At 64.3% G+C, this 21099-nt stretch carries 21 protein-coding genes and 1 tRNA gene; 10 read left to right on the forward strand and 12 right to left on the reverse strand.

Features of this window, described 5'->3' with window-relative positions; translation table 11 throughout:
- Position 1 precedes the first annotated feature (1 nt).
- The 3 genes from LCF40_RS12490 to LCF40_RS12500 are packed head-to-tail and all read right to left on the reverse strand — an operon-like array spanning position 2 to position 2195.
- A complete protein-coding gene (locus LCF40_RS12490) occupies positions 2–571 on the reverse strand; it encodes a DNA-directed RNA polymerase (RefSeq protein WP_114576218.1) in 570 nt (189 codons plus the stop codon).
- The gene (locus LCF40_RS12495) at positions 572–940 is read right to left on the reverse strand and encodes a type II toxin-antitoxin system VapC family toxin (RefSeq protein ID WP_114576219.1); all 369 of its coding nucleotides are present in this window, start codon (positions 938–940) and stop codon (positions 572–574) included. It abuts the gene before it with no gap.
- Between the two features lie 19 nt (positions 941–959).
- Entirely contained in the window at positions 960–2195 is a 1236-nt protein-coding gene (locus tag LCF40_RS12500) for a translation initiation factor IF-2 subunit gamma (RefSeq protein ID WP_114576220.1), read from the reverse strand.
- 232 nt (positions 2196–2427) lie between these two features.
- On the opposite strand from LCF40_RS12500, the gene LCF40_RS12505 reads away from it, so the two are divergent.
- Both LCF40_RS12505 and LCF40_RS12510 read left to right on the forward strand, forming a co-directional pair.
- Positions 2428–3342: a winged helix-turn-helix domain-containing protein gene (locus tag LCF40_RS12505; protein WP_224828687.1), complete on the forward strand. Its 915-nt coding sequence runs from the start codon at positions 2428–2430 to the stop codon at positions 3340–3342.
- A 59-nt stretch (positions 3343–3401) separates the two neighbouring features.
- Positions 3402–4370 (forward strand): DUF5787 family protein, encoded by a 969-nt coding sequence (locus tag LCF40_RS12510; protein WP_224828688.1) that lies wholly within the window; start codon positions 3402–3404, stop codon positions 4368–4370.
- Between the two features lie 2436 nt (positions 4371–6806).
- Here the strand turns inward: LCF40_RS12510 and LCF40_RS12515 are convergent.
- Positions 6807–7631 carry an MBL fold metallo-hydrolase gene (locus tag LCF40_RS12515; RefSeq protein WP_224828689.1) on the reverse strand — a complete coding sequence of 275 codons (825 nt, stop codon included), beginning with the start codon at positions 7629–7631 and terminating at the stop codon, positions 6807–6809.
- Positions 7632–7737: 106 nt separating this feature from the next.
- Here LCF40_RS12515 and LCF40_RS12520 point away from each other — a divergent pair, with 106 nt between their 5' ends.
- From LCF40_RS12520 to LCF40_RS12535, 4 genes are all read left to right on the forward strand, one after another.
- Positions 7738–8232, forward strand: coding sequence for a ferritin-like domain-containing protein (locus LCF40_RS12520; protein WP_114576226.1), 495 nt, complete (start codon positions 7738–7740; stop codon positions 8230–8232).
- 76 nt (positions 8233–8308) lie between these two features.
- A complete protein-coding gene (locus tag LCF40_RS12525; RefSeq protein ID WP_114576227.1) occupies positions 8309–8743 on the forward strand; it encodes a metal-dependent transcriptional regulator in 435 nt (144 codons plus the stop codon).
- 96 nt (positions 8744–8839) lie between these two features.
- Positions 8840–8941 (forward strand) — tRNA-Gln (locus LCF40_RS12530).
- Between the two features lie 235 nt (positions 8942–9176).
- Complete coding sequence (locus LCF40_RS12535; RefSeq protein ID WP_224828690.1) at positions 9177–9968, forward strand: hypothetical protein; 792 nt, start codon at positions 9177–9179, stop codon at positions 9966–9968.
- On the opposite strand, the gene LCF40_RS12540 is transcribed toward LCF40_RS12535, so the two are convergent.
- Complete coding sequence (locus LCF40_RS12540) at positions 9958–10533, reverse strand: hypothetical protein (RefSeq protein ID WP_224828691.1); 576 nt, start codon at positions 10531–10533, stop codon at positions 9958–9960. The genes LCF40_RS12535 and LCF40_RS12540 overlap by 11 nt on opposite strands.
- Before the next feature lie 955 nt (positions 10534–11488).
- Between LCF40_RS12540 and LCF40_RS12545 the strand changes: the two genes are divergently transcribed.
- Complete coding sequence (locus LCF40_RS12545; RefSeq protein WP_224828692.1) at positions 11489–12478, forward strand: endo-1,4-beta-xylanase; 990 nt, start codon at positions 11489–11491, stop codon at positions 12476–12478.
- A 51-nt stretch (positions 12479–12529) separates the two neighbouring features.
- Here the strand turns inward: LCF40_RS12545 and LCF40_RS12550 are convergent, their stop codons facing one another.
- Positions 12530–13105 (reverse strand): hypothetical protein, encoded by a 576-nt coding sequence (locus LCF40_RS12550; RefSeq protein ID WP_114576231.1) that lies wholly within the window; start codon positions 13103–13105, stop codon positions 12530–12532.
- Between the two features lie 476 nt (positions 13106–13581).
- Between LCF40_RS12550 and LCF40_RS12555 the strand changes: the two genes are divergently transcribed.
- Complete coding sequence (locus LCF40_RS12555) at positions 13582–13851, forward strand: hypothetical protein (protein ID WP_198667834.1); 270 nt, start codon at positions 13582–13584, stop codon at positions 13849–13851.
- 126 nt (positions 13852–13977) lie between these two features.
- Here LCF40_RS12555 and LCF40_RS12560 read toward each other — a convergent pair whose 3' ends face one another.
- The 6 genes from LCF40_RS12560 to LCF40_RS12585 all read right to left on the reverse strand — a co-directional run bounded on the left by LCF40_RS12560 (position 13978) and on the right by LCF40_RS12585 (position 18838).
- Entirely contained in the window at positions 13978–14178 is a 201-nt protein-coding gene (locus LCF40_RS12560; protein ID WP_224828693.1) for a heavy-metal-associated domain-containing protein, read from the reverse strand.
- A gap of 85 nt (positions 14179–14263) precedes the next feature.
- Positions 14264–14938, reverse strand: a complete 675-nt coding sequence (locus tag LCF40_RS12565; protein WP_224828694.1) for a cytochrome c oxidase subunit II — start codon at positions 14936–14938, stop codon at positions 14264–14266.
- Between the two features lie 62 nt (positions 14939–15000).
- On the reverse strand, positions 15001–15963 hold the full coding sequence (locus LCF40_RS12570) for a WD40/YVTN/BNR-like repeat-containing protein (RefSeq protein WP_224828695.1): 963 nt from the start codon (positions 15961–15963) through the stop codon (positions 15001–15003).
- Entirely contained in the window at positions 15960–17258 is a 1299-nt protein-coding gene (locus tag LCF40_RS12575) for a DUF7972 family membrane protein (RefSeq protein WP_224828696.1), read from the reverse strand. Before LCF40_RS12575 ends, LCF40_RS12570 begins: the two co-directional genes overlap by 4 nt.
- Entirely contained in the window at positions 17255–18289 is a 1035-nt protein-coding gene (locus LCF40_RS12580) for a TIGR00341 family protein (RefSeq protein ID WP_224828697.1), read from the reverse strand. Before LCF40_RS12580 ends, LCF40_RS12575 begins: the two co-directional genes overlap by 4 nt.
- A 6-nt stretch (positions 18290–18295) precedes the next feature.
- Positions 18296–18838: a hypothetical protein gene (locus tag LCF40_RS12585; RefSeq protein WP_224828698.1), complete on the reverse strand. Its 543-nt coding sequence runs from the start codon at positions 18836–18838 to the stop codon at positions 18296–18298.
- A 190-nt stretch (positions 18839–19028) separates the two neighbouring features.
- Between LCF40_RS12585 and LCF40_RS12590 the strand changes: the two genes are divergently transcribed.
- Both LCF40_RS12590 and LCF40_RS12595 read left to right on the forward strand, forming a co-directional pair.
- Positions 19029–19472, forward strand: a complete 444-nt coding sequence (locus LCF40_RS12590; RefSeq protein WP_114576238.1) for a hypothetical protein — start codon at positions 19029–19031, stop codon at positions 19470–19472.
- Positions 19473–19648: 176 nt separating this feature from the next.
- Entirely contained in the window at positions 19649–21091 is a 1443-nt protein-coding gene (locus tag LCF40_RS12595; protein ID WP_114576239.1) for a permease, read from the forward strand.
- Positions 21092–21099 lie beyond the last annotated feature (8 nt).

Genomic DNA, 21099 nt, shown 5'->3' on the forward strand with positions numbered 1-21099 from the left:
ACTACTCACCCGCCGTGGCTTCGCGCTTCTCTCTGTCCTCCTCGAGCCAGCCGTGTTTCCCGAGGCCGGGCTGTTTGGCGGTGAGGCCGATCTTCGAGTCCCGGGGGTTGCGCTCGTCGATCGACTTGGTGACGATCCGGGTGCGGACGGCGTCGTCCACGCCCAACGTCCGGTTGGACTCGTTGGAGGCCAGTTGCTGGTTCTCCCGGTCGTAGGCGAGGTACTCGTCGGAGATCTGTGAGACGTGGAGCAGGCCGTCGACGGGGCCGATCCCGACGAAGGCACCGAACTCGACGACCTCGACGACGGTGCCGTCGACGACCTCCTGCATCTGGGGGTCGAAGGTGACCGCGTCGAACTCCGCCTCGTAGTAGACGCCCGGACGGTTCGGCAGGACCGTCCCCTCACCGATGTCGTGGACCTCGGTGACGGAGACGACGCTTCCCACCTCCTCGTCCATCCGCCCTTCGAGTTTCTCCTGGAGCAGTCGCTTCACGAGCATCGGCGAGACGTCGCCGAGCGCCCGGGGGGGCACTTCTATCGTATCAGTCAATCTAACCCGTTTGTACATCTATGGTCGAGTGATCGCTAACTTGTTTCTCCCGCGTAATGCAAGTACCGGTACGTTCTCGTCGAGCACGCGATCGCGAAGCGCCCGGTCGGCCGTCGCCACGTACTCCACGTCACCCTCGCGGGCGAGTTCGACCAGGGCGTCGTCGGCGTACTCGGCGTCGGTTTCGACGGGCCGACACCGCTCTTCCGCCAGCGTCCGGCCGACCGAGGCCGCCCTCCCCTCGGTACCCCTGCCCGCCGAGAGCTCCTCGAGTTCCGCGAGCACGGACCGGGGAACGACGGGCTCGACGGCGTCGAGCAGCCGCTCTACCTCCTCGAAGACCCGCACGTCGGCTTCGACCGGTAACATGAGTGCGCTCGTGTCCATCGCGATACGTGCCACGGGGTCAGTCGGTGAGCGTGCCGACGCCGATCAGCCGCCAGCGCGCGCCGATCCGGCGGTTGATCGCGATCTTCGCGCCGGGTTCGGCACAGACGGGACGTTTGAGCCGCACCTCACACTCGTCGTCGCGGGCGCTCGAGACGGCGCCGACGGTCGTCGCCGTCCCGACGGTCATCATCAGGGGCTCGCCCGTCGAGATCTCCTCGACGTCGGTCTCGCCCTCGACGTTGCCCACGATCCGCTCTAAGAGATCGACCTCCATCGTGAACGACTCCCAGGTCGGCGGCAACGAACCAGGCGGGCCCGCGAGCCGACCCGCGAGGGCGTCGCCCTTGGTGAGCGCGGGGTCGAGCCCGGTGCCGACCCCCAACAACCCGCCGGGGGTCGCGACGTCGACTCCCTCCCCGCCGGCCTGTAGCGACCGAACCGTCGTCTCGATCGGGACGTACTCTGACTGGCCGCCCTCCTCGACCTCCCGGCCGGGGCGAACCTCGAGTTCGTCGTCGACCTCGAGTTGGCCCTCGACGAGGCTGCCGCCGAGGACCCCCCCTGCGAGGTCCTCCCAGGCCGTCCCGGGTTTGTTGATGTCGAAGCTGCGGGCGACGTGGAGCCGGGGGTCGGCGTCGGGGTCCCGGTCGGGCGTCGGGATCTCCGCTTCGATCGCGCCGATCAGGAGGTCGATGTTGACCTCCTGGCCGGCCGAGATCGGAACCACTGGAGCGTCCTCGGCGACGGTGCCCGCGACGAACTCCTGGATCTCCTCGAAGTTCCGGCGTGCGGTGTCGCCATCGACCAGGTCGACTTTGTTCTGGGCGATGACGATGTTATCGATCCCGATGATGTCCAGGGCCATCAGGTGTTCTTCGGTCTGGGGCTGGGGAACGGGCTCATTGGCCGAGACGACGAGGACGGCACCGTCCATCAGCGCCGCACCAGACAGCATCGTCGCCATCAGGGTCTCGTGACCCGGGGCGTCGACGAACGACACGGTCCGGACGGGCTCGCTTGCCGAGCCGTCCGGACACTCCTCCTCGACGGTGAAACACTCGGGTTCGTCGACCCCGGGACAGCGACGGAACGTCGCGTCCGCGTAGCCGAGCCGGATGGAGATGCCGCGTTTCATCTCCTCGGAGTGCTGGTCGGTCCACGAGCCGGACAACGCCTGTACCAGCGTCGTCTTGCCGTGGTCTACGTGGCCGACGAGCCCGATGTTCACCTCCGGTTGTCGATTTCCTTCCATGAGACGGGAATAATCGTAGCTACAGCTTCCGCGCTGCGATTGATAAACCTACTGTTCCGGGGGCGCAGGGACGATACCCGTTCACTCGCCGACGACGGCGCCGGCCGTGGTATCTCCGGCGTTCTCGTTCGGGTAGAGTTCGACCCCGCCTCCACGCTCGTGTACCGATCGGAATTCTTACACAAACCTGCTTCAGGGAACCTTTTAGGATACTGCCGTCGATCGATCGCGTATGAGCGGATCGGACGCCTCGACCCCGGACGGCCGCGAGGAGAGGTCCCTCCTCGAGTGTACCGACTGTCTGGCGCCCGCCGACGCCTTCGCCCTGATTGGCGACGATACCCGGCTGGCGATTCTGGAGGCGCTGTGGCTCGCCGACGAACGCCCGGTTCCCTTCTCGGAGCTCCGCCGGGTCGTCGGGACCGAGGACTCGGCGCAGTTCAACTACCACCTCCAGCGGCTGGTCGGCCACTTCGTCCGCAAGACGGAGGAGGGGTACGCGTTCAAACACGCCGGCGAGAAGGTCGTCCGGTCGGTGATCGCGGGCTCGTTCAACGAACATCCCACGGTCGAGCCCTTCGGCGTCGAGGGAACCTGCTTCGCCTGCGAGGGCGCCCTCGAGGCGCGCTACGAGGACGAACGGCTCGCGATCGTCTGCCGGGCCTGCGGAGAGGGCCACGGCGAGTACTCGTTCCCGCCGGGCGGGCTCACCGACCGGACGCCCGCCGAGGTCGCGGCGGCCTTCGACCAGCGGGTGCGCCACCTCCACTGTCTGGCCGCCGACGGCGTCTGCCCGGAGTGTGCCGGCAGGATGCATACCAGTCTGGTCGAGGACGGGGAGTGCTGTCTCGGTGTTTCGGTCCGGGTCGACCACGAGTGTCGACAGTGTGGCCACAGCCTCTGTTCGGCCGCGGGTCTGCGCCTGCTCGACCATCCCGAGGTCGTCGGCTTCCACCGCGACCGGGGCGTCTCCGTTGCCGACCGGTCCTACTGGACGCTCCCGTGGTGTGTCTCGGACGAATACACGCGGGTCCGGGCGGAAGACCCCGTCCGGCTCGAGCTCTCGATCCCCCTCGCGGGCGACGAACTGCGGGCGACTCTCGACGACGAGCTCGCGGTCGTCGGAACCGAGATCGAAACCGGATAATCCGATCCACGTAATCGCCGAACCCGCGGGCTTTTCTCGCCCGGTCACCTCTCTCCCCCGTGCGCGAGTTCGACTTCGAACTGCGCCTCTGTGCCCACCTTGAGGGCGAGACCGACGGGATCGTCGCCCGTCAGCTCGGGGGCAGCGTCGCCGACCCCGGCGGCCGGGTCGTCGACTGTGTCGTCGTCTCCCCCGGCGCAGAGTTCGCGGAGCGCGTCGCGATCACCGGGGAGGCGATTCCCGACGCCGCCATCGACTCCGATGTCGGAACGGGTCGGGCGCGCTACTGGAAGGACGCGTTCGACTGTCATCCCGAGCGGGCCCGCCGGGCGACCGAGCGGGCCTGCGAGGTCGGGTTCTTCGAACGCGAGCGCCGCGGCGGCCGGGACTACGTCCGCCGGACCGCCCGCTACCCCGACTGGTACGGCGAGCTCGTCGGAATCGAGAACAAACCCGATCTGGACCGGCCGGGCGACCTCGAGGGCCAACTGCGGACCGACGTCGCCCTCGGTCTCTTCGACCGGGTGATCCTCGCCACGGAGAGCTACGTCACGCGCGCACACTTGAACCGACTGCCCGATCAGGTCGGCGTCTGGCGCTTCTCGGAAAATACCTTGGAGGTCGTCCGCGAGCCGACCGCCCTCGAGCCGGGCGAGCCGGGGGTCGAACCGCTCGCGGAGCGTCCCGGCCGGACCGACGTCGCCGTCGTTTCCCCGGAGCGGAAGGCCCGGAAGCGGAGACGGATCGCCGAGCGCGCCTACGGGAAGGGGTGGCGGACGTACGACCTCCCGGCGTGTGACGCCTGCGATCCCGACGGCGCCGACGCGGCGGCGACGGTGCCCTACTGCCGCTGGAAGGGACGGATCGTCGAGCCCGCAAGCGAGTGCGGTTCGGAGTGTCCGGGTTACGAGCCGGTCGCGGCCGAGGCGGGTCCCGAAGCGGACCTCGAGGCCGAACGCGAGCGACGAACCCCGTGGGTCGCCGATCCCGCGGGGCCGCGCCGGCAGTCGGGGCTCGATCGGTGGTAGCTAGTGGGCGGATGTAGGGGGTACAGCGAGGGTGTCACACTACGGTTTTCATATCGGCGTTCGCCCCTTCCTCGATCTGCTCACTGCAGACGCAAATCTATCGATTGAGTTATCCTACCACCCAAATCAGAAGTAGAAGGGGGGATCAGGATTGTATCTATGACAATGCTCGCAAATTCGGGTTTGAAAGAGGGAGATCGTGGAGAAATGCTGTTATCCCGCTGGCCCCCAATAGATCACGACAAACGTACAACGAGTTCTACGAGTATTGACTCATAGTCAAACCACGTTTTCAACCCCTCTAACGAGAGGATAGCTGATATATTCTAGCCAAATGCCATACTCCTTTTGGGCGCTCTACTCTCCATATACAGAATTAGGCGATCTCTAGATGAGATAAGGGAAGTATAGCCAGTCTATGTATCTGTAATACTAATACACTCAGTTCTGGTCATCTATGCGACGGGAGTTACTAATCCACCTTGTGGTCCGAATCACACCTTAGCATGTAATTGTAGGATAGTCACAAAAATAAGCGGGAAAATAAAACCTATCAGAAACGGGGCGAATCTAAGGCCTAAAGAGTAAAATATCACTCAATAGAAACTACCGAAGAAAAATATATAAAATATCAAGGATATTGTTGCGACAATTGGAAATCCGTTTCTATAGAATAGTACTGTGAATCCAGAAATTCCGATCGCGATTAATAACGTTGCTCCCATCTCGATACCAATCACTAGTGATTCGATAACATCGAACGGGGGTGTATAGTCTGCCAAATAAAATGCAAACAGAGCCATTGAAGCTGTAATCACAGTCGAAAATAGGATAATAAATCCTAATTTGAGGACTTTCTTATGGTGATTTGGAAGTTCCTGCCACCCTTTAGTGAATTGAATAGGGGCTAGCGTACGTATAGATTCCATATATGATTAGATTCTTCACAGCACACAAAAGTTTCATCCTCCCTCTCGATCGGACCCGTATCGACACGATTTTTGATGGTGTCATCGTTCCTGTTATTTGTCTTTCTCATTAGTCCCGATTTCGAAAATCCATACGATCTCTTTGGGATTGCCACAGTGGTCTTTGCAATCCTTTCCTCAGTAGCCGCCTTAATTATTGAACGCAGGACGTTGTTGTTAGACCTACCCCCTGTACCGAGCATGAGATTCAGTCAGGAATCGGCTGCATCGAAGAGCAAGAGTTGCTCACTGAAGGTACAAATAGTTCACCGTCCAAACACTTATGCTCTTGTTGCCCGATACTTCGTGTATGGATACCAAACGACTCGGTGCGATATCAGGGCTTTTCGGGATTCTCGTCTGGATTGTTCAACTGGGGCGATAGCGCGGAGTCCCCGTCCTCAAGGAGCGACCGAAGGGAGCGAGTAGGGCGGGGAGGAGCGCGTTCGTATAGCTGGGCACATACACCGAAAACGCAAGACTTAGGCCGCCATAACCCGTGTTATCACATAGCCACCGACGGGCTACAGACAGCCCCGCAAGGGGTGCCCGGCCACGTTTCGGTGCGGCCAAGGACGGGTTATCTCGGCGGTGGCGGGCACCGGTCACCGTGCCCAGCGGACCGGACTCGTCCGGTCCGTGAAGGATGGACCGACGACGGTGAACGTGATGCCACGAGCCTCTCCGTTCCCCGCTTTGGGGATAGAACCCGAGGTCACGTCCAATTACATTGCCGCTGCCGGCCGACCGCACCGGCACACAAGGGCGAAGGACGCCACAAAGCCTCCAACGTCCGCCATGCAAGCCCCACCCTCAGCGAGCGTCCGAAGGACGCGAGTAGGGAGGGGTTGGTGACTTCATCCCGGAAGCGATCTTTAATCATTGGACTGGTTCCTCCGGCATCCCGGAAGGGCTACCGGTGATTGGATCAGCAGGTGCGTCGGCAACTGTGTATACTCAAGTTTCAGAAGCGCTCGGACCACTTGGGACACTACTCATTGCAATCGGATTTGGGTATTATATCGGACGCCGAATCGTCGTCGCTCGTGAATATCATCGGTTTCTTGTCACTATCGCGATCGGCAGCTCTCTGGGCATCGGCCTCGTACTCGGAGGAGCCTTCATTCTCCCCAATCCAACGACTGTAACTTTTGTCGTGGCGTCAGCTCTGTTTTTCGACGCGGTGGTTAACGTTGTTCTTGTCCTTACGGTTGGAGCGTTCGCGGGCGCAATGATTGTCCATTTGCAGGCCTTTGATCCGGGTTCCCTTGGCTCGACAAAAACTGATACACCCTCTCCACCACCTGCGGAAGATGAGTCCTCTACTGATCAGTCGGATATCCGATCCCAACGTACACACTACATCGAATAACCCTCTTCGAGCTATCGCTACTCTCTACTGAGAACGAGATTCACTTGTAGTGGAAGTAAATCAAGTTACTTGTGAACTCTTCTATGATTCCCTATGCTACAGCTCGTAGACCTCGCCGTCGACCGCCAGGGGCTCCTCGAAGGCGTCCTCGGCGGGGTAGTAGTGGGCGAGGTGGACCAGCCGCGTCCTCGTGGCTCCGAGCTCGTCGGCGAGCTCGAGGGCGCCCTCCCGGGTCATGTGTTTCGTCCCGAAGGTTCGAGGGGTCCCTGCAGAGTTCTCGTGGCGCCCGCCCGCGGGGTGACCGGCACAGACGCTCGCGGGGACGATGGCGTCGGCCAGCAGGAGGTCGGCGCCGGCGAGGGCCTCGCGCGAGGGCTCGGGGATCGCGTAGCTCGTATCGCCCGTGAGCGAGAGCTTGGACCCGGTCTCGGGGTCGGAGACGACCAGTCCATAACAGACCATCGGCGGGTGATCGACCGGGAGGAGCGTCACGTCGAACCCACAGATCCGGACCGACTCGAGAGGTGTGACGGGGTGGACTGTAATCTGATCGAGGTAGTGGTAGTCGCTCGCGACGGTTTCGGCGACGCTCTCGCCGGTCGCGGGATCGGTTTCGTTCGCGGCGTAGACGTCCAAGGAGTCGAGCACCCGGAAGACGTTGCCCAACCCGTCGAGGTGGTCGAAGTGGACGTGGGTGATGACGGCGGCGTCGGGAAGGGAGGCCTCTTCCCGGAGGAACTGCTGGCGGAAGTCGGGGCTCGCGTCGATCAACAGCGTCTCGCCGGTTCGCTCGTTCTCGACGTGGACGGAAAATCGGGTGCGTTCGACGCCCCGACGGCGGGCCTCGCGGCAGGTCCCACAGTCACAGCCGACCGTCGGCGTTCCCGTCGTGTCGCCGGTGCCAAGCAGCGTGACCCGCATTCACTCGAACGTCGTCGGTCGGCACAATAGGTGCTCCGTTCGCGATCGACGGCCGGGGCCGCCGTCAGTAGGGAGCGTTAAGTATCGCCACCCCGCACGTGGTCGTATGAGCCTGGGACAGCGCGTCTCGAGCGACCACCAGCTCGCGCGGCTCCTCCAGATCGGGGTCGTGCTAGAGGAGGTCGTCGAGTCGCGTGCCGCCCACCACATCGACTCCCTTCCCCCGGAGGACCGCGACGCGGTCGACCGGGACGTCCGGGAGCTGCTCGCCGACGCCACCGAGGAGTCCGCCGACCATCGGGACCGCCTCGAGGCGCTGATCGCGGATCTGGAGGCCGACACCGTCGCCTACGAGGAGATCAACGCCCTGGTGGATGCCCGTTACGGCCCGCCGGAAGACACCGACGGCGTCCTCTACGACCAGCTCTGTAACGAGGAGACCGCCTACAAGTTCTACGACGACCTGATCGAGGCGGTCGAGGCCTCTGAGGCGACGTTCGCCGTCGATCGTGCCCGCCTCCTCGGGACCCTCCGGGAGATCCGCGAGGAGGAACGCGAGGGCGTCGAGGAGGTCACCGAAGTTATGGAGCGCAGAGCATGATTGGGGTCGGGGCGAACGGGGCCAGCGACCGAGGGGACCGGATCTCCGATCGACCGCGGACGAGCGAGGGCCAGACATGAACACGGCAGACCAGTACCTGAAGGCGGTCTATCTCGCACAGCGACTCGAGGACGGGCCGGCCTCGACGGGCACCTTAGCGGAGATGCTTGAGGTCAGCCCCGCGAGCGTCAACGAGATGGTCGGCAAGCTTGAACAACGAGAGCTCGTCGAACACGAGAAGTACAAGGGAACACAGCTCACCGACGAGGGGCTCGACCGCGCCCACCATGCCCTCCAGACTTACTGCATCATCGAGCGCTTCCTCTCGAACGTCCTTGAGGTCGAGGCGTTCCGGGAGGAAGCCCGCGCCTTAGAGAGTGTGATCGACGACACGGTCGCAGAGCGCCTCGATACGATTATCGACCGCCGCGAGGAGTGTCCAGACTGCTTCGACGCCGACATGGACTGCTGTGAGTTTCTTGAGCCCGAAGCGAGCGGGAACGCAGATTAACCTGCTACGGTATAGGTCGGCGTCTGAGGGAAAGAGCAACACTATTGTGCGCCGATCGGCTATCACGCGATAGCCCGGGCCGATCCGCCCGGTCGCAGTCCCGTGGTGTAGCGGCCAATCATAACGGCCTTTGGACGCGTTCGGCTCGTCCGGCGCGGGAGACAGCCGTTGACGGCGGTTCGAATCCGCCCGGGACTATACTAAAGATCGACATAATCCTCAGTCCATTAGCAGTCGTGACGGGGAATAAGAATCTATTGGTATACGGTTCATATTGCGGTTTTGCAGGGTGTTCGGCGTAAACTCCACGCCACCGGCCTACGAGCCCGATTGCCCAGAGTGCGGGGAGATCCTTCTTGAATACTGACGCCTCGATTACAACCGGAGTCGCTGGGAGTGTCGGTACTGTCGGCGGATCTTCGCCGTTCACGAGGTGCTTCGCGCAAGCGCCGAGACACTCCGAGAAGCCACTGACGAGCAGTGGGCCGACGCGATTGAGGACTCACGATTCATCCTCGGCGACAGTCTCGATCCAGCTGATGTCGCTGCGGAGTTCGACGATGTCCCATGTGAGACGATGGCCAATCTCTGTCGAGAAGCCGTTCTGCAAGTCAAACGGGATCGGCCCGGACCGATCTTCCAAGACTTCCGTGCGGCCCTGGACGCACTCGACGCTGACGACGAAGACAACGAGGAATATGCACTGTCGGCCGGGGATTTCCTCGAGACAATGCTAGACGATGTGGATGGGGTGAACGGCAATACTGATTCTCACCGTGACGAGCGTGATGGGAAGACGGCTGCGTCCCCGTCGACGAACAGCCAGTCTTCGCTATCGAGTGCCGATACGGATTTTCTAGTCGAGCCGGCCCCACTTGCGATGGATCGCGACGCGCTCGAGGATGAAGTGCCAACCGTGAACGAATCGCGGCCCTCGAAGCGTATGTCGAGCTGCTTCAGGAAGTTGCAAACCGCTACGTCGCGATTTTGTGCGGTGCACTTCGGGAACTCCTCGGTGGCGACGTCGTCGATGACGTGCCCGATCTTCCTGAAGCCGCTCAACAGTTTCGAGCTGACCACGAACGCGCAGATCGTGCCGTGCGCGAAGGAGCCGTTTCGGACGGCGAGGAAGAGGTCACGTGAAGTCATCTCACTTGATGAAGAGAGAGGGTGCGAGAAAGTCTGGTCCTGCACCTACAGGGCGATCACGAAAATCAATCGTTAGAATCGTCCCAGAAGCCGCCCAGGCCGACCTCTTCGCGGGTCTCCTCGAGAAACTCCGCCACCTTACGCAGGTCATCCACCAGGAGATCCTGCTTCTCTTCGATCGTGTCGACGCGCTCCTCGAGCTCCACTACCTGGGCCTCTAGATCACCGTCGACATCGCCGCTCCCGGACTGCCCTTTGACCTGCTGTTCGAGCGAGCCGATCCGACCCTCGAGACGGTCGAAGCGCTTGCGGACTGTGCGCTCTTCTGGGAGCGACATTCCGTAGTCCTCTTGGGCCGCGGTGAGGACGTCACGACCTCTATCAGTAATCCGATACTTGAATCCATCCCGTGGGAGTGGGTGGCTACCGTCTCCCCGTCCCTCGTCGACCTTCTCGACGAGGCTGGCGCCGATCATCTTCTGGTAGTGCTGGTTCACAATCTGAGCGTACAATCCTTCGACCGCGCCAGTCACCTTAGGAGTCCGCGCCTCACCGCCCAGGTTCCGAAGCGCCGCCAGAGATTTGTATTGCTTTTGTGTTAGGTCGCGGGCAATCTCCCACGGCTCATCGGTCTCGTCCATGCATCCTATCCCACCCGTTGAATCAAAAATCTTTACTGGAATTTTACTTCCAAATCGAGTTACCGACAGTATCTAGCCCGGTAAACCCCCCACGTCGGGAACTGCGTGGATGAGTCCAGGAGCACCAGCCAGAACGCCTATCAGATCAGAGAGAAGAAGAGGGGAATCCCACCGAACTATGAGAGAGAAATCATGAGCACTGCGGCGCGAAGCCACCACCAACGAAGTGGCCAGCAGCGACACTGAGTGAGAGTAACCTGAGTTTCTCGCGGAAGGAGAACTGAACGTACTAGAGCAGCGTGAGATAGGGTCCGAGAACAGCGGAAACAGTGGTGTGTGCACCAGCCCGATCTGACTATCAATTCCCCGAGAGAAGTGGACTATCAGGCCACGCTGAGAACAGCGATACTTACCTCTCAAACCGAGTGCTGAACACCGGATTTCAGATGATCTGGAGCAGTCCAGGGCGACCTCCCAGAGCGCCCAACCAGGGGTTGGCCCTGACTACAGCAGGGTTGACTATCCACTGAGCGAGCGTGGAGCGAAGCGAAGCGCGAGCGTCAGTCGGGAGCCATAGAGGGTCGGAGTCAGCGGGGGGCCGGTCGGTAGGGAGAGCGGTCGGTCGGCAGGTGCTGCGGTCGACTACAAGGCCTCGTGTGGGCCGACACACCGTTCCGATGATTTGTGCATTGAACTGATCAGTAGCCTACGAGTAACGCCCACAAAGCCGGGCGATGGAGGGAATAGATATGACGAGTTACAGATTCCGAGTGTGGGTAATTCCGAACCTGCCGGTAGAGCTCGAGCCAGAAACCGATGTCTGGAGAGATATCGAAGTCGATGGCTCGCATACCTTAGCGGACTTCCACGACGGTATCTTTGGGGGGCTCTGTTGAATCACCACCCGTTTCCGGTATCCATACGACTTTCTCGCCTCAGGCTTCCGTATTTGCGGATGTCCAGCGAAAAGACACTCCGCGAACTGGCCGACGAAAATGGCGTGACGATCGGGGCAGGCATTCCCGCTCGGTCGTTCAGACAGTATCCCGACGATCCGACGCTCGCACAGACGCTCAAGCGGGAGTTCAACGCGGTTACGACAGCGAACGCGCTGAAGATGGGGCCGTTGCGCCCCGCACGCAAGGTCTACGATTTCGATGATGCCGACGCGATCGTGAACTTCGGTGTCACAAACGACATGACCGTCCGGGGACACACGTTGCTCTGGCACAAGCAGACTCCGGAGTGGTTTCTCGCTTGGGACTACACCGACGACCAGTTAGAAGCGTTTGTCCGGGATCATATCCACACGGTGGCCGGCCGCTATCACGATAAGGTGGACGTCTGGGACGTGGTGAACGAAGCGGTGGCCGACGACGGATCGATGCGCGAGACGATGTGGTACGAGGCGATGGGCGAAGCGTATCTCGACAAGGCCTTCGAGTGGGCAAACGACGTCGCGCCGAACGCCGCTCTCTATTACAACGATTACGAGATCGCCTCGGACAACGACAAAGCCGACGCTGTATACGACCTCCTGGAACGCCTGCTCGACCGTGGCGTACCGATCGACGGCGTCGGGATCCAGATGCACTCCCTTCCGTCGTATCAGCACAGCCGAGAGGATCCCGAAGCGGTCGGGGCGAACATCCGTCGCTTCAAAGACCTCGGCTTGGACGTCCAGGTCACCGAGATGGACGTTGCGTACGGCCCCGACGAGGAGTTCGACGACCGCCTCGAACACCAAGCGCAGTACTATCGAGACGTCCTCGAGGCGTGTCTCGACAACGGCTGTAACACGCTCATCACGTGGGGCGTCCACGACGCGGGATCCTGGCTCCAGAATCGCTACGAGGTGACGGCCGATCCCCTGCTCTTCGACGAGAACTTCGATCCCAAACCCGCGTATTACGCGATCCGAGATCTCTTAGAGAGCCGGAGTTGACGCGTACGAACTCCAAGGGTGTCGTGTGCCGGGATTCGGGGCTCGGAGAGTTCACTCGCGATAATCGAACTGAAGGACGCTATCGGGAGCGGGCGATTCGGGGAAGGACCGCCCGTATACTGACGCGACGATCTCCCGAATCTCCCGGAGTTGATCCGCATTGTCTTCGGTACAGTTCGTCGCACAGAGCGCGTATACGTCGCCGTTGTCGTGGAATCCGTATTTGAGCGGGCTGTGGCAGTGCGGACAGCGAAGGTCGGCGTGGGCGTGCATCCATTCGACGTCGAACCCGGTCTCACGAAGGCGTCTGTAGAGGGCATACCAGACGTGAACGTCCCAGTTCGCGCGTCCCTCCGCGGCGCGTTTGAGCCGGCGAAGCGCAAGAGCCGTCTTCCGGTACAGGCCGTCGTTCGGGGCGGCGTGGCGCTGGTGGTTGCGACGGAACTGATTGAAGAGGGCTGCCTTGGAGGACGTCACCGACCCGTTCGTGAGCTCACCCCCGAGAACCGAGTCAGCGGTGAACTCGTCGGGGGCCGTCGCCCGTTCGGGTCGGCCCTGCCCGTCGTACTCGGTTTCGTTCGAAAGCGGTGCGCCCGTCCGTGGACAAAACGAATCTTTCCCAATCATTGGCCTGTCTCGTGAGGATCGTTCCGGCTCGAGGTCGTGGGTTGAGCCGTACCCGGTGCTCGGCTGGGATCAAGACGGTTCATCGACCGGTGCGTTCGAACGGCGTCGGCGAAGGCGGCGTAGCCTGGCTGGCTCGTAGGCGATCCGTTCTCGAATCGTTCCGTATCCGGGATTGTTCGACCAGGATCATCCGCACTGTGGCGCGTCACCCGGCCGGAACCGTTTGCGCTCCCGCATCACTACCGGAGAGAGTTAAGCATTTCCAATGGAAATCCAACCAATGCGGAGCGTCATGTCGTCTACAATCGGCGTGTCGTCGTTCGTCTAGGCTCCGTGAAACAGCTCGAGATCGGCCGCAAACGCGCTTTCGCCGAGTGAAACGGGTGCCCAACGGCGCCACGAGGAGCCGGGAACCGGTTTTCGTGTATAACCGAAGGGAACATTATAAAGTGGCGTCCCCGTACAGCCCCCGAGGAATGGACTCGACCGACACACCTCCCGAGGAGCTTTCGGAAGGCGAGTTGTTTACCGAATACGTCGAACTCCTCGAACGGAACGCACCGACCGACGGATACACCAAGACGAAACTCAAACGGAGGCGTATCTCCCTGCTCTCGGAGATCGGGGACCGCCTCGAGGAACTCGAGGCGGTGAAGGCTCTCCTCTGTGACGCCAGTATCGACCGAGCCGGCGAGGCTGCCGGACGGGCGGACTCCTCGACCGAGATCGGGATCGACGGGGAGTAAGACGGCGGTTCTCCGTGGCTTCGACCGTTCGATGTCGTCGGCCGTGACTCCGTTCTCTGTATCCCATTCGTTCTCTGTGCCGTCCGCTCGAGCAGCGCGACCGACCACGGTCGGTCGAGTAGCGGATCACGTCGACGGGTCGTACCCGGCGTCGACGATCGTTTCGCGGATCCGGTCGCGGGTCGGATCGCCGTAGACGCGCACCTCGCCGGTGTCGGCGTCGGGGACGACGTCCGTGACGCCCGGGAGATCGGTGAGCCGACTGCGGATAACGCGTTCGCATCCCTGACACTCCATCCCGTCTACGCGAACCGTGTACTCGTTCATGCGCGGTCGGTACTCGGAACGGCGAACATTTAAATCATAACTAATACATAGATATATGAGTACTCTGCTGTATTTCGCGGTCCACTCACTCGGAGAGCCACGCCTCGAACGTTTCGTCGTCGACGATCCGGACGCGAAATTCCATCCTCGCGTGGCCGGACCCGCAGTAGGACCCACAGTAGCCCCGGTACTCCCCTTCCCGGATCGTCGTCGTTCGGATCGCGTGTTCCTCGCCCGGAACCGCCATCTGTTTGAGTCCGAGCTCCGGAACATGAAGCGAGTGAATAACGTCCATAGAATTGATCGTTAGATGAATAGATCGGTCGACAGGAACGACGAGCTCGTCGGCCGTCCGTCCGTTCTGGCCCGGATACTCGAACCGGAACTCGAACCGTTCGGCCCTTACGGCTACCTCCAGGTCCACCCCACCGTCGGCGCTCGAAAACGGCCGAGTCCCCAGCGCCTCGGCTGCGGCGACCCCGACGCCCCCGAGGGTGACCGCGGAGCCGGCGATCCAGGCGAGCTCGTACCGCCGGACGGGGTCGACGCCGTCGCGTCCGTCGGTGCGGACGGCGTGATAGAGGGCGAGACCGACGAGGAGCGCGATCACGACCCCGGCACCCATGACGCGCCGATGGAGCCTCCCGATCACCTCGGCAGTCGAGGTCGACGCCGGGACCGAGCCTACGGTGGTCGGGACGCCCGGGTCGAGGACGGGACCGAACGCGACGAGCGAATCGATGGCGAGCACCATCGTCATCGTACGACGACGTTCGGGGTCGACAGGGAAGTACCGTGGCGATCCATTCGAAACCCGTACCGTCAGAACCGCCGCTCGAGGACCGTGCCCGACTCGCCGACGATGATCCGGGGCGTTCGCGACGTGCCCAGGGTGACGGCCCGGAGGTCGTTGCCGGCGTCGATCGCCTCGAGTTCCTCCCAGCCGTCGAACGAGCGTTCGTAGACGCCGCCCGCGGCGCTGACCGCGAGCCCGTCGTAGCGGTCGCGGACGATCGACGTCAGCGGTTGCTGGCCGACGACGGTCCTCGACCACGCGCCGCCGTCGTATCGGTAGATAACGCCGTTGCCGCCGACGACCGAGACGTGGCCCGGATCGACGGCGGCGGCGTCGTGGAAGGTGACGCTCGCCCCCTCGACACCGAGCCGTCGCCAGGTCTCGCCGCCGTCGCCCGACTCGTAGACGCCGCCGTCGGTATCACAGAGGTAGGCGTACTCGAGGGGAGTCACGTCGAGGGCGGCGACGCTCGAACCGGTCGTCGGCTCGGTCGCCCCGGCCCACTCGAGGGCGGTGCCGTCGCGCCGGCCCCGGAGGACGAATCCGGAGCTGTTGACGAGAAAGAGCCGCTCGCTCCCGGAGAGCCCGCCGACGGCGATCGCCTCCCAGGAGCTCGTCAGACCGTTCGGCGCGGTGAAGTCGACGGCGCGGTCGGCGACGACGTCGTAGGCGCCGAGGGCCCCGCTGTCCCCGGCGAACCAGACGGTCCGGCCGTTGTCGGTCACGTCGACCGACCGCAGCTCGTTTCGGGCGCCGGCGGGACCGGACGGGAGGCGGACCGACCAGCCGCCGTCGGCGCGGGCGAGGACGATGCCGTCCTCGCCGACCGCGTACGCCCCTTCCCGGGTCGCGACGACGCCGTGGAGGGTCGCGTCGGTCGGCACGTCGGCGCGAACCCACCTGCCGTCGGGATCGCTCAGACAGCCGGCAACGCCGAGGGAAGCCAGGGCCCCCGCGAGAACCCGCCTGCGAGAGGGGCGGTCGCTCATCGGCGCGACTCACCCGGCGGCGTGAACGCGCCGGGCGCGGAGGTGCGTTTGAGGACGGTGGCGATCCGGATCACGTACGCAAAGAGGATCGCGAGCGGACTGAACGCCATCGCGAGCGCCAGACTCACGAGGACGAGCAACGGCCCCTCGTGGGCGACCGGCGGGTAGCCGCTCGCGTAGATCATGATCACGAGCGTCGAGGTCAGCAAGGCGGCGGTGCCGCTGTAGGTGATCCGCCTCGAGAGCCGCGCGAGTTCCTGCTGGAGGTAGATCGCCATGAAGTACTGGCGGGTCGCGTCGACGACGACGTTGAGCTCTCCAAGCTCCGAGAGCAGGGTCCGGGTGCGAGTCGAGAGCTCCTCGTCGAAGCGCCGTGCCAGCCGCCGGGCTTCGTTCGCGTCGCTGGCGTAGTCCCGATCCAGCGCCGGGAGCACGACGTCGAACACCGACTCGGGGCCCTCGTTGAGACGGTCACAGAGCAGTTCGGCGTGATCGCCGGTCCGGACGGCGTACGCACTGACCGCCTCGAGGGCGGGCGAGCGGTCGTCGTCGTCGGTTCGGTCACAGCGGGCGGCGAGCGTGTCGGCCCGGTTGCCGAGCGTGCCGGCAAGGCGGGCGAAGAAGGGGCCGGGTTCCGTCGGGCTGACGCCGCTGCCGGGCGTTCTGGACTCGACGCGCCTGCGGAACTCCCGGACGTCGTCGATGCGCTCGCTGAGCCGGTCGGGCGTCCCGAACAGCCGGGAGACGATGAGTTGGTTGACCGAGACGACGATCGGGATGAACGAGAAGAGGCCGGCGATCATCGTCGAGAACATCGTCGTGACGAACCGGCTCTCGCGGACGCCGATGACGTCGCTCACTCCGAGGAGGATCGCGACGGCGAAGACGCCGCCGACGAACCCGGCGACGATCACGCCGCGGTCGCCCTCCAGAAAGAGCCATCGCCGGCTGCGGCCCCGTCGGTCGGCGTCTCCCAGATGGTGGAACGCGATCCGGGCGCCCGCGGCGAGGACGCCGGCACCGATCACGAGGAAGGCGTACGTCAGGCGGAGGACGTAGATTACGAACGAGAGGCCGAGCGAGGAATCCGTGGCGGTGGAATCGGTGGACGTGGAGTCGGTGGGGTCATCCGCGTCGTCGTCCGCCCCGCCGGCTTCCTCGCCGGGATCACCCGACTCCGTTCGCTCCGGCGGCGGACCCGCCGCGGGAAGCGCCGTTTCGGAGGGGCTGTCGGTCGGTTCGTCGCCGTCGCCGGTGTCGTCGAGGTCGTCAGTGTCGTCGGAGCTGTCCGTCATGGGTGGAGGGTTCCGGAGGCGTACTCGAGTAGTCGGATCGCGAGGACGAGCGCGAGCGTGATGAGGACGACCCGCCGGAGGATCGTCGACCGAGCGGTGACGATCCGTGCCCGGTCGTGGGGGTGATAGCCGAGCGCCCACAGCGTCCCGAGCGCGCCCAGGTTGATCGCCAAGATGTTGAGCACGACGACGACGAGCGAGCCGGTCACGACCGGTGGAACGTACCACGCGAGCCCGACGCCGGCGACGCCGATCGGGGGCATGATCGCCGCCGCGATCATCACGCCGATGAGGTCGGTCATCCCGCTGGTCGCCATCGCGAGTCCGCCGGCGACGCCGCCACAGACGGCGACGGTCACCAGCAACGACGGCGGGAGCGTGTGGCTCCCGAGCCGGAGGCTGGCCTCCAGGCTGACCGCGCTCGAGACGACCGTCGAGGTCCGGGCGAGGCCGGCGAACGCGAGCGCGCTCGCGAAGCCGACGGTGAGCCCGATCAGTTGGAGGCGAACGCCGCGGGCGAAGAGGCTCCGGTCGTCGAGCACCGTCGCGACGCTGACTCCCATCGCGGGACCCAACAGCGGCGCGATCACCATTGCACCGACGAGGACGGCGAGCGAGTCGAGCAGGACGCCGGCGGTCGCGACGACGGCGCTGATCGCGCTCATCGCCCCGAAGATGGGCACGGGTGGGAGCTGTGATTCGGCCTTCGATCTGAGTTCGCTCCGGGAGATGCGCTCGAAGCCGAGGCGCTCGACGTCGTCGGTGGCGGGAAGCGAGGCGTCGTCGGCCGGGTGGACGGCCATCGATTCGGAGACGACGACGGTGACGTTCCCGGGGGCCGTGGCGAGTTCCTCCTCGATCCGCTCGACGATCCGGGTCGGCACCGGGACGATCACGGTTCGGGAGCTCCCGTCGTCGCGATCGGTGACGCTGTAGTCGAGGTCGTACCGATTCAGGACCTCGACGACCGCCTCGACGTTTCGGCTCGATTCCGCAAGCACCGTGATCAGTCGCGTATCCGAGCGGCTCACGGTGAGTTACAGCACGTGGAGGTCGTCGGTCGGAGGGGTCGGTTCGTCGGGGAACGCACGCTCGTGGAGCGAGGCGACGAGTCCGCGGATCTCGTCCAGACGGTCGCCTCCGTGGGCACACGAGAGCCCACACCGTGCGACGAGCCCGCTCGGACCGCGCTCGAACGCGAGGCGGCCGCCGCAGTCGGGACAGCGGGGTTCGGCGTGGGCGTGCATCCACGCGACCTCGAACCCGTGTCGGGCGAGACGTTCGCCGAGGGCGTACCAGACGATCTCGTCGCGGCCCTCCCGAGCGTTCGCGGTTCGTTTGAGCCGCGCGAGCGCGAGCGACGCGCGCCCGTACAGCTTCCCGTCGGGGTCGGCGTGGCGCCGGTGGCACCGACGGAAGTACCGGAGCAACGCACGCCGCGAGGACCGGGTTCCCCCCGTCGTGAGCGGGACGGGGTCGTCGGTCGCGGGCGCCCGCTGGGGCACTCCCCGTTCGTCGTAGTGGCTCTCTTCGGAGAGAGACGCACCGCTGGTCGGACAGAACGCGTGGTCTCCGATCATGATGGGTGCCGATCGGGTTCCGTCGATCGGCTACCTCCGCCTACCGGACGATGGCCCATAAGGTACCGAGATAGTGAGGAGATCTAAGGGATCGTAGCTCGGCATCCGAACCTCATCTCGAGGGTTTTGTATAGATATGATACCATTCTCGACATCTTATGGGCGGGGCCCACCAAGCCGAGCGTGTCGCATGAGTCCCAACGACTACGTCGACTTCGACTCGCGGGAGTGGGAGTCCTGGCACTGGTACGTCCTGACCGGCTACCCCGTCGCGAGTCTCCTGGGCATCCTCCTGATCGGGCGGCTCAACGACGGCGGCTCCATGTTGGCCTCGAGCCTCGGCAGCGTCGCCCTGGTGATCGTTCTGACGGCGTTCGGAATCGTCTCGCTGCCCGCGATCCTCAGGGACGCCGAGTTCGTCCATGCGGCGTGTGAACGCTGGAACCCCGACCCCCGGACCTACGTCGGTGCGGCCGTCGCGACGCCCCTGTTTCTGGGTGTGTTCGGCGCGCTCGTCGCCGGCGTCGCGCTCGGGCTCGCGCTGGCGATCCTCGCCTTTCTCGTCTCGACGATCGCCGTCTGCGTGGTGTACCTCTTCAACCGCCACGAGGCGATCGGGCTCTTCGCCCGCTGACGCGATCGGCCCGGTCGGCGACTCATTCGAATTGCTAGGATTCAGGACGGTTTATACTCCTGGAACCATTGGTCATTACTGCTGGAAGGTCGGACGACACGCTCCCGCGTGGATGACGTCCGACCCGATAGCGACGCTACAGTCCTCCAACCGACTTCCCTCCGCCCGCTACAGCCATGATCGAACCCATCCCCGTACTCGTCTCTCCGCCCGCAACGGCGGGCGGCGGAGCGATCGACCCCGTCCTCGCGGTCGGCCGGGCGTTCGCGCCCGGCTCGAGCGGCGGGTTCGAACTCGCCGTCCGGCTCGTCGGCCTCCTGGGCGCGGTGCTCGCGGACGTCGCCTACGGCGTCCGGATCGCCGTCGGGATGGCCTGGGACAGCTGGTGGGCGCTGGTGTTCGGCTTCACCGTCACGGGTGCGATCCGCGAGTTCGTCCCGGAGGACGTCCTCGTGGACTACCTCGGCGACGACGGCTGGCGCGAGATCGGCTACGGAACGCTCTTTGGTGCCTCCTCCTCGAGCTGTTCGTTCTCGGCGGTGGCGACGACCCGGTCGCTGTTCGCGAAGGGCGGGTCGGCGGCCGCGACGCTGGGCGTCTTCCAGTTCGCGGCGACCGATCTGGTCGTCGAGCTCGGACTCGTCCTGGTGATCCTGTTGGGCTGGCAGTTCCTCGCCGCCGAGGTCGTCGGCGGGCTCGTCGCAGTGGTGGCCGTCGGGGTTTTCTACCGCCGGTACGTCCCCGCGGAGTGGGTCGCGGTCGCGCGTCGCCACGCCCGCTCGTTCGACGACCCGACGTGTGCGACCTGCGGGATGGAGGTGGACCTCCGCGAGGAGGACTCCGAGAGCCGCGAGTTCGACGGCGAGCGTCGCTATTTCTGTTGTGGGGGCTGTCTCGGCGCCTACGACCCGCCGACGGAGGCGGTGACCGCCGGTCCCGAACTCCTCTCGCCCGGCCGCTGGCGGGCGGCGACCGCGAACACGATCGCCGAGTGGGAGATGCTCCGGCGGGACATCGCCCTCGGATTCCTGATCGCGGGGCTCCTCGCGGCGGTCGTCCCGGACCCGTGGTGGGCGACGGCCTTCGGCGTCGGAGCCGACGGGAGCGCGACGCGCGTGTTCGTCCACGTCCTCATGGGAACCGTCATCGGCTCGCTGACCTTCCTCTGTTCGGTCGGCAACGTCCCGTTCGCAGTCGTCCTCTGGACCAACGGCGTCTCCTTCGGCGCCGTCCTCGCGTTCGTCTTCGCGGACTTGCTGATCCCGCCGCTGGTCCGGACCTACCGCCGGTACTACGGCTCGCGGATGGCTGCCGTCGTCACCGCCGCGTTCTTCCTCGCGGCCGTCGTCGGCGGGCTCGCCGCCCACGCCGTCTTCGGCCTCCTCGGGCTGATCCCGTCGCCCGACGCCGCGGGCGGCTCGGTCCCCGGGACGTACACGGCCCTCCTCAACGTCGTCGCCACACCCCTGCTGGCGGTGCAGATCGTCCTCACGATGGACGCCCAACGGCGCCGACGGCTCGCCGACCGCCTCGCGCCCCACGTCGCGGGCGTCCTCTACAGAACGCACGCCGTCCTCGAGCGCGTTGCCTACGCCCTCGAGAACCGCGGGCTGCGCTGACCGACACC

It is taken from the genome of Saliphagus infecundisoli, assembly GCF_020177375.1.
Classification (GTDB): domain Archaea; phylum Halobacteriota; class Halobacteria; order Halobacteriales; family Natrialbaceae; genus Saliphagus; species Saliphagus infecundisoli.

What these genes read in the sequence shown, in the direction of transcription:
- LCF40_RS12575 (WP_224828696.1), bottom strand. Translation starts at nt 17,258, where the DNA reads ATGACGGACAGCTCCGACGACACTGACGACCTCGACGACACCGGCGAC.
- LCF40_RS12555 (WP_198667834.1), top strand. Translation starts at nt 13,582, where the DNA reads ATGGACTCGACCGACACACCTCCCGAGGAGCTTTCGGAAGGCGAGTTG.
- LCF40_RS12560 (WP_224828693.1), bottom strand. Translation starts at nt 14,178, where the DNA reads ATGAACGAGTACACGGTTCGCGTAGACGGGATGGAGTGTCAGGGATGC.
- LCF40_RS12585 (WP_224828698.1), bottom strand. Translation starts at nt 18,838, where the DNA reads ATGATCGGAGACCACGCGTTCTGTCCGACCAGCGGTGCGTCTCTCTCC.
- LCF40_RS12500 (WP_114576220.1), bottom strand. Translation starts at nt 2,195, where the DNA reads ATGGAAGGAAATCGACAACCGGAGGTGAACATCGGGCTCGTCGGCCAC.
- LCF40_RS12540 (WP_224828691.1), bottom strand. Translation starts at nt 10,533, where the DNA reads ATGGACGAGACCGATGAGCCGTGGGAGATTGCCCGCGACCTAACACAA.
- LCF40_RS12515 (WP_224828689.1), bottom strand. Translation starts at nt 7,631, where the DNA reads ATGCGGGTCACGCTGCTTGGCACCGGCGACACGACGGGAACGCCGACG.
- LCF40_RS12565 (WP_224828694.1), bottom strand. Translation starts at nt 14,938, where the DNA reads ATGACGATGGTGCTCGCCATCGATTCGCTCGTCGCGTTCGGTCCCGTC.
- LCF40_RS12595 (WP_114576239.1), top strand. Translation starts at nt 19,649, where the DNA reads ATGATCGAACCCATCCCCGTACTCGTCTCTCCGCCCGCAACGGCGGGC.
- LCF40_RS12570 (WP_224828695.1), bottom strand. Translation starts at nt 15,963, where the DNA reads ATGAGCGACCGCCCCTCTCGCAGGCGGGTTCTCGCGGGGGCCCTGGCT.
- LCF40_RS12505 (WP_224828687.1), top strand. Translation starts at nt 2,428, where the DNA reads ATGAGCGGATCGGACGCCTCGACCCCGGACGGCCGCGAGGAGAGGTCC.
- LCF40_RS12490 (WP_114576218.1), bottom strand. Translation starts at nt 571, where the DNA reads ATGTACAAACGGGTTAGATTGACTGATACGATAGAAGTGCCCCCCCGG.
- LCF40_RS12545 (WP_224828692.1), top strand. Translation starts at nt 11,489, where the DNA reads ATGTCCAGCGAAAAGACACTCCGCGAACTGGCCGACGAAAATGGCGTG.
- LCF40_RS12495 (WP_114576219.1), bottom strand. Translation starts at nt 940, where the DNA reads ATGGACACGAGCGCACTCATGTTACCGGTCGAAGCCGACGTGCGGGTC.
- LCF40_RS12520 (WP_114576226.1), top strand. Translation starts at nt 7,738, where the DNA reads ATGAGCCTGGGACAGCGCGTCTCGAGCGACCACCAGCTCGCGCGGCTC.
- LCF40_RS12525 (WP_114576227.1), top strand. Translation starts at nt 8,309, where the DNA reads ATGAACACGGCAGACCAGTACCTGAAGGCGGTCTATCTCGCACAGCGA.
- LCF40_RS12550 (WP_114576231.1), bottom strand. Translation starts at nt 13,105, where the DNA reads ATGATTGGGAAAGATTCGTTTTGTCCACGGACGGGCGCACCGCTTTCG.
- LCF40_RS12590 (WP_114576238.1), top strand. Translation starts at nt 19,029, where the DNA reads ATGAGTCCCAACGACTACGTCGACTTCGACTCGCGGGAGTGGGAGTCC.